We start from the raw sequence: 6596 nt of genomic DNA on the forward strand, positions 1-6596 counted from the left end.
TTCCCCATGTGAGAGTAGGACATCGCCAGGCTTTAAATTTAGACTTTAGGTCTAACCAGTGCGGAGCGGTAGTTCAGTTGGTTAGAATACCGGCCTGTCACGCCGGGGGTCGCGGGTTCGAGTCCCGTCCGCTCCGCCACTTATTTCGAAGACCTCGCTTTTGCGAGGTTTTTTTGAATCTACAATGTGATAAACTGTAGTTTCTACAGGGGTGTAGCTCCAATTGGCAGAGCAGCGGATTCCAAATCCGCGTGTTGGGAGTTCGAATCTCTCCACCCCTGCCATATTTAAGGCTCTAGTCGAAAGACTAGAGCCTTTTTCGTATCTGGAGAAAAGAATTCCAGCCTATTGGAAGAACAACGGATTCCTCTAATATCAAAATAGCGCGTGTTGGGAATTAGATCGCCAGCCCGCCCTAATCTCTGAATCCAACCCCTGAAATATTTATGGATCTAGCAGAAATTCAGGAGCCATTTCGCTTCTTTCTCTTTCCCTGAAGCTGCAAAATGAATCGAATCCTTGGCGTTATCACTTACCCTCCCGCTTAAAGTACTCAAGTCTCCCGATAGAAACGTCGAAGCTAGGAAAAAATATACGTCTGCTTACTCGTTGGTTCGTCTAACAATTCCTTCCTAAAACAATTTAACGCCATAGGTTAATAGTCCTTTTGAAAGGGTCAGAGGGAAGTGGACAGCTGCGTTCTTTGGTGTTGCTGAGATAGCTGTAGAGTGCTTACTGTTTGCTTTCTATAGTGGCTTGCTAATTCCTGATTACAAGTAACAAAAAAGCCCAGTATTTTCATACTGGGCTTGCTTATCACTTAAGTAAACGTCTTAAAGAATGCGTTTAAGCACGCCATCTGCTTTAATTCGTGTGATCTTACGAACCAGCTTCTGAACGCTTACTGGATAGTCTTCAACTTTTTCTAATTGTCTATATGTACAGATAAGCTGAGTATGTTCAAGAATGTTTGCTACTTCTTGCTCAAACTTGTCAGTCATCTTTGCGTAGTTATCTTGTACTAATAGACCATTTTCTAAGTCTAGAGACCATGCACGAGGATTCAAGTTATTACCTGTCATCAGCATGTAGCGCTTATCAACCCAGATGCCTTTTAGGTGGAAGCTATTGTTGTCATGCTTCCAAAGGTGGATAGACAGTTTGCGTGCAGCAATGCTTGCCTCGTTGGCTTTCGCAAATCGACGTAAGTTGAGTTCGTATAGATATGGTAGGCCACCGATGGTCTTGAACTCTTCTTCCGGAGAGATGTAGAAGTCGTTTGCCGTTTTATCACCCACTACGATAGTGACTTTTACACCACGCTTCATTGCGCGTTTCACTTCGCGATTAATGGCTTTAGGGAAGTTAAAGTAAGGGGTGCAGATGAAAATTTCGTTCTGAGCGGCAGCAAGCAGCTTAACGATTTTTTGATTAAGCAAATTACGACGTTTGCCTAGGCCAACAAGCGGCGTGACTTTTACATCTTCTTCGCTAGCGAGTTCAGTTTCGAACTCATAGTTAGCGCGTGCTAATGAAGAGCGAAGTTGGCGGATGTCTGCTTTGATTTCTTTTGTTTCAGGCTTATCTTTGCCTGCTAGGTCGTTGACTGCAGGGTGAGCGATCATTTCGTCTTGGATGAATCTCACCATAGAGTCAGCTAATGTTTTGTGCTGAATGACATGGTAGCGGTCGAAGCGGTAACGATCATTGTAGTGTAAATACACGTTATTGAGGCTAGCGCCGCTGTAAATCACGGTGTCATCAACGATAAAGCCTTTAAGGTGAAGTACTCCAAAGACTTCCCTTCCACGCACTGGAATTCCGTAGACGGGAATAGAGTGTTGGTATTTCTTTGCGAACGTTTTGTAAAGTGCTGCGTTGCCTTCTGATGACTCTGCACCAATAAGACCTCGTTGCGCTCGGTGCCAATCTACACAGATATTGATGTCCAATCCAGGATTGCGCTGTTTCGCTTCATAGAGCGCTGTGAAGATTTCACGGCCAGCTTCATCATCTTCCAGATATAGAGCGACTAGGTAAATTCGCGACGTTGCTTTGCTGATCGCATCAAGAAGACGAGTTCTGAAAGTCTCTGCAGCATGCAGAACTTCGAAGTCTTCAGGCTTAACAGCGAGACTTGGCAACTGTTCGAATGGGTTCCTACTTACTATCATACCGGTGTGAGTACCTTAATTAAGTGCAATATTGCGAACCTGATATTTTACCAAAGATATGAATTCTATGGCTACAAAACCACGCTGTTTGGAGTGTTAGAAGTAATGAATTGCATTGGAATGAGATCTTTACCACTGTCTACATAGCGCAGATACGCCATTTTTAGAGAGTTGGGAAGTGCAGAGCTATCAATGGTTTTGAATCCGTGTTGAGTGTAATAGTGTTCTAAATGGTTAAAAGCAAAGCAATAATCGCCATCGCTGAAAACTGTGTTTTCACAATGAGTAAGCAAGGCATTCCCTACGCCTGTCCCTCTGTATTCAGGGATCACGAGCATACCTGTCAATAAGCGTGATTGCTCAATGGTCTTCAATCTTAGTAAAGCAATGATACTGCCCTCTAAGGTGGCGGTTACGATCAATTCGTCTCGCTTTGCTCTCCCTGCGGGGTAATGAGCTTTGTACAACCTCTTGATGAGAGGCAGTTTGATCGGATTTAACACTTCTATGATTAATGAGCTAGGTATTGTCACTGCGGCTAAAAGATAACTAATGTAGAATGTTCATAGTTTAAGAGAATCTCATCTGGCGTTGCAAATCCACTATGGAAATTAAGAAACACGCGAGCCTTAAGGCTTTTCACACATTTGGTATAGAACAAACTTGTGCTTACTTAGCGATCGTTGAATCTGTTGACGACGTTATACAACTCTTCCAAGACAAAGCTTATCAAAACATACCTAAGCTCTTTTTAGGTAAAGGCAGTAATATGCTGTTCACTCAGCACTATGAGGGCATGGTGATAATCAACCGTTTAATGGGTAAAACCGTGACTGAAACGGATGAGCATTACTTGCTGCATATTGAGGGTGGAGAAGATTGGCCTAATTTGGTCGAATGGAGTGTTAAGCAAGATATGGGCGGCATGGAAAACCTTGCGCTTATCCCAGGGTGTGCGGGTTCGGCGCCAATTCAAAATATCGGTGCTTATGGTTTAGAGCTACAAGACATTTGTGAATATGTCGATGTTCTGGATTTGACCAGTTTTGATACCAAACGAATGAGTGCCGAAGAGTGCTTGTTTGGTTATCGCGATTCTATCTTCAAGCATGCACTATATGAGAAATGTTTTATTACTGCGGTCGGTCTCAAGTTGCCTAAGCAATGGCAAGCTATTAATCAATATGGCCCTTTACAAAGTATTCCAGAAGAAGAGCTCACCCCACTCGCTATTTTTGAACGTGTTTGCCAAGTGCGTATGGAAAAATTACCGGATCCTGCAAAAGTGGGCAATGCGGGTAGCTTCTTCAAAAATCCCGTGATCAGCCAAGATCATTATGATCAACTCATTCAGAAACATAGCAACATGGTGGCTTACCCAGCAAAAGAGGGGATGAAGGTTGCGGCTGGTTGGTTGATTGACCAATGTGGGCTCAAAGGCGTGTCAGTCAATGGGGCTCAGGTGAACCCATTGCAAGCTTTAGTATTAACCAATGTAGACAATTGCAGTGCTAGCGATGTGGTCGCATTGGCTTCTTTAGTGAAGAAGACGGTTTGGGATAAATACCAAATTGAACTTGAACATGAAGTTCGCTTTATGAATAACAAGGGCGAGACCAATCTGGCTGAAATCGAGGCAATGCAATGAGAAAAGAACACTCAGTAAAATTGCATATTCTCAAAGCCCTCAGTGACGGAGATTTCCATTCAGGAGAAGCGCTAGGGCTGGAGTTAGGTATCTCTCGAGCTGCCATTGCTAAGCATATAAAAGGCCTTAATGACTGGGGGGTGGATATTTACCGTATCCAAGGGCGAGGCTATCAGCTAGCCCAGCCTTTGCAGCTGCTCGATGAGACTCAATTGCAAGCCAAAGTAGAGACGCCAATAGAGTTGATCTCGGTTATTGACTCTACTAACCAATACTTGCTTGATAAAGTGAATGAGTCAGACAAAGGGCGAGTTTGTCTTGCAGAGTATCAGGCAAAAGGGCGAGGAAGGCGTGGACGCCAGTGGATATCTCCCTTTGGAACAAACCTTTACTTATCGATGTACTGGCGATTGGATGCTGGTATGGCTGCAGCGATGGGCTTGAGCTTGGTTGTTGGTATCGCTGCTGTAGAGGCAATAGAAAGCCTTGGTATCGATGGCGTCAAATTGAAGTGGCCGAATGACATCTATTACCAAGATAAGAAGTTGGCGGGTATTTTGGTGGAAATGTCGGGTCAGGCCGGTGGCGCTGCACATTTGGTGATCGGCATGGGGTTAAATATCGGAATGCCAGATATGCAGCCAGAAATAGATCAGCCTTGGACGACTCTGAACCAAGTGAGTGATGGTGTTTTGATTGACCGCACTCAGCTAGCGATAAAGCTAATCGAGCATTGGAAAAACGCGCTAGAAGAATATGAAATGGCAGGATTGGCAGGTTTTGTTGACCGCTGGAATCGTTTAGATAATTTTATTGGACGCTCAGTTAAGCTGTTGATGGGGCCAAGAGAGATTCATGGCATAGTGAAAGGCATCGACCAGCAAGGTGGGGTCGTGCTTGAAACTGAAAATGGATTGGAGACCTATGTTGGCGGAGAGATCTCCTTAAGGAAAAATGACTAGCCCTGTCATTAAGGATAAGGTTACTTTCTCAAAGAAACCTTATCCACCAAATGGCTTGGGCCTTTATGCAGAATCAGATGAGCCCTTTCACGAGTTGGAAGGATATTGTGTTCCAAGTTCAGCCCGTTGATTGAATGCCATATGTCTTTAGCTTTATTTTTCGCCTCTTCTACAGACAGCTGGGTATAGTGGCTAAAGTAAGAGCCTGGCTTAGTAAAAGCACCTCTACGAAACTTCAAGAATCTTTCTATATACCATTGCTCAATGGTGTCTGTTTCTGCATCCACATAGATAGAAAAATCTAGAAAATCAGAAACAAATACGCGATGCGGATCGTGCGGGTAATCCATTCCGCTCTGTAAAACGTTTAACCCTTCAATGATTAACACATCAGGACGATCCACTTTTTTCTTTTCGTCTGTAATGTCGTAAGTGATATGCGAATAGACAGGCACTTCTAAGTTCGGCTGGCCAGCTTTTACATCAGAAACAAATTCTACCAAGCGTTTGATATCGTAAGACTCGGGAAAGCCTTTACGATGCATGATGCCTTTATCTTCTAATACTTTCTTTGGATATAAGAAACCGTCTGTTGTCACTAAGGCGACTTTAGGGTGGTTCTCCCAGCGAGAAAGCAGGGCTTTGAGAAGTCTCGCTGTCGTGCTTTTTCCTACAGCAACACTTCCCGCAATACCAATTACGAATGGTGGAGCGTGCTCTTCCGTATTCAGGAATTCCTGTAGGACAGAGTTTCGACTTTGACGAGCTTGAACATATAAATTCAATAGACGAGACAAAGGAAGGTAGATCTCTACCGCTTCCTCCATAGTGAGGTTTTCATTAATGCCTTGAAGCGCTTTTAAGTCGTCTTCAGAGAGTGTCATAGGAACAGAATTGCGTAACTCTGCCCATTCCGCACGGTCAAATGACAAAAATGGACTCATGGATCTCTTTTATCCTTGGTTTCATAGAGAGCAAGAACATACAACAAGCTCCGAGCAAAGCAAACGACAAAGCTCGAAAGTTTGCTTTAAAAAGCGAGGATTGTATGATTTTGCAGCAATCGATTCTAAAAAGTCGAATTTTACGATTTTTTTTAAAATAGCTATTGCAACCTAGAAAATCATTCAATAGAATGCGCACCACTTATGCCGACTTAGCTCAGTAGGTAGAGCAACTGACTTGTAATCAGTAGGTCACCAGTTCGATTCCGGTAGTCGGCACCATTCTTTCCTGTTTCATTAGAAGCAATTGTAGTAAGAATGGCATGAAATTTTGGAGGGGTTCCCGAGTGGCCAAAGGGAGCAGACTGTAAATCTGCCGGCACTGCCTTCGATGGTTCGAATCCGTCCCCCTCCACCATATTCTTTAGGAAATAGCTCTCAGAGTTACGTGTTGCGGGCATCGTATAATGGCTATTACCTCAGCCTTCCAAGCTGATGATGCGGGTTCGATTCCCGCTGCCCGCTCCACTCTAATTTGAGTGCTGATATAGCTCAGGTGGTAGAGCGCATCCTTGGTAAGGATGAGGTCGGCAGTTCGAGTCTGCCTATCAGCACCAGCTCTTAAAGTTATTTCCTTTTGATATAAGATTTACCAATTATCTTTTTTGGTTGCGTGGTCAATTCGGGCCACCTAAATCCGTACCTAGAGGGACTACTCATGTCTAAAGAAAAATTTGAACGTGTAAAACCGCACGTAAACGTTGGTACTATCGGCCACGTTGACCACGGTAAAACTACTCTAACTGCAGCTATCTGTACAACACTTGCTAAAGTATACGGCGGTGCTGCTCGTGACTTCGCATCTATC

6 protein-coding genes and 6 tRNA genes are annotated in these 6596 nt (G+C 44.0%); 9 read left to right on the forward strand and 3 right to left on the reverse strand.

Translation table 11 applies throughout. The annotated features are described in order from the left end of the window. Positions 1-62: 62 nt before the first annotated feature. A tRNA-Asp gene (locus QTO06_RS24685) sits at positions 63-139 on the forward strand. 68 nt (positions 140-207) lie between these two features. Next, positions 208-284 (forward strand) — tRNA-Trp (locus QTO06_RS24690). A gap of 549 nt (positions 285-833) precedes the next feature. Here the strand turns inward: QTO06_RS24690 and pssA are convergent. After that, positions 834-2174 carry a CDP-diacylglycerol--serine O-phosphatidyltransferase gene (gene pssA, locus QTO06_RS24695; RefSeq protein WP_331410266.1) on the reverse strand — a complete coding sequence of 447 codons (1341 nt, stop codon included), beginning with the start codon at positions 2172-2174 and terminating at the stop codon, positions 834-836. A 71-nt stretch (positions 2175-2245) separates the two neighbouring features. After that, positions 2246-2677: a GNAT family N-acetyltransferase gene (locus QTO06_RS24700; protein WP_331410268.1), complete on the reverse strand. Its 432-nt coding sequence runs from the start codon at positions 2675-2677 to the stop codon at positions 2246-2248. A gap of 101 nt (positions 2678-2778) precedes the next feature. Between QTO06_RS24700 and murB the strand changes: the two genes are divergently transcribed. Together murB and birA are read left to right on the forward strand one after the other, a co-directional pair. After that, positions 2779-3822, forward strand: coding sequence for a UDP-N-acetylmuramate dehydrogenase (gene murB, locus QTO06_RS24705; protein ID WP_331410269.1), 1044 nt, complete (start codon positions 2779-2781; stop codon positions 3820-3822). Further along, on the forward strand, positions 3819-4784 hold the full coding sequence (gene birA / locus QTO06_RS24710) for a bifunctional biotin--[acetyl-CoA-carboxylase] ligase/biotin operon repressor BirA (RefSeq protein ID WP_331410270.1): 966 nt from the start codon (positions 3819-3821) through the stop codon (positions 4782-4784). The genes murB and birA overlap by 4 nt, the downstream gene beginning before the upstream one ends. Positions 4785-4804: 20 nt before the next feature. Here the strand turns inward: birA and coaA are convergent, their stop codons facing one another. Beyond that, entirely contained in the window at positions 4805-5728 is a 924-nt protein-coding gene (coaA, locus tag QTO06_RS24715; protein ID WP_039989388.1) for a type I pantothenate kinase, read from the reverse strand. Positions 5729-5934: 206 nt separating this feature from the next. On the opposite strand from coaA, the gene QTO06_RS24720 reads away from it, so the two are divergent. The 5 genes from QTO06_RS24720 to QTO06_RS24740 all read left to right on the forward strand — a co-directional run. Further along, positions 5935-6010, forward strand: a tRNA-Thr gene (locus QTO06_RS24720). A 51-nt stretch (positions 6011-6061) separates the two neighbouring features. Beyond that, positions 6062-6146 (forward strand) — tRNA-Tyr (locus tag QTO06_RS24725). A 35-nt stretch (positions 6147-6181) separates the two neighbouring features. After that, a tRNA-Gly gene (locus tag QTO06_RS24730) sits at positions 6182-6256 on the forward strand. Positions 6257-6269: 13 nt separating this feature from the next. Further along, positions 6270-6345: transfer RNA gene (locus QTO06_RS24735), tRNA-Thr, on the forward strand. Positions 6346-6446: 101 nt separating this feature from the next. After that, on the forward strand, positions 6447-6596 hold a 150-nt coding region (locus QTO06_RS24740; protein WP_331409495.1), incomplete at its 3' end, for a GTP-binding protein.

Source organism: Vibrio sp. M260121, assembly GCF_036533715.1.
In the GTDB taxonomy this organism is placed as follows: Bacteria; Pseudomonadota; Gammaproteobacteria; order Enterobacterales; family Vibrionaceae; genus Vibrio.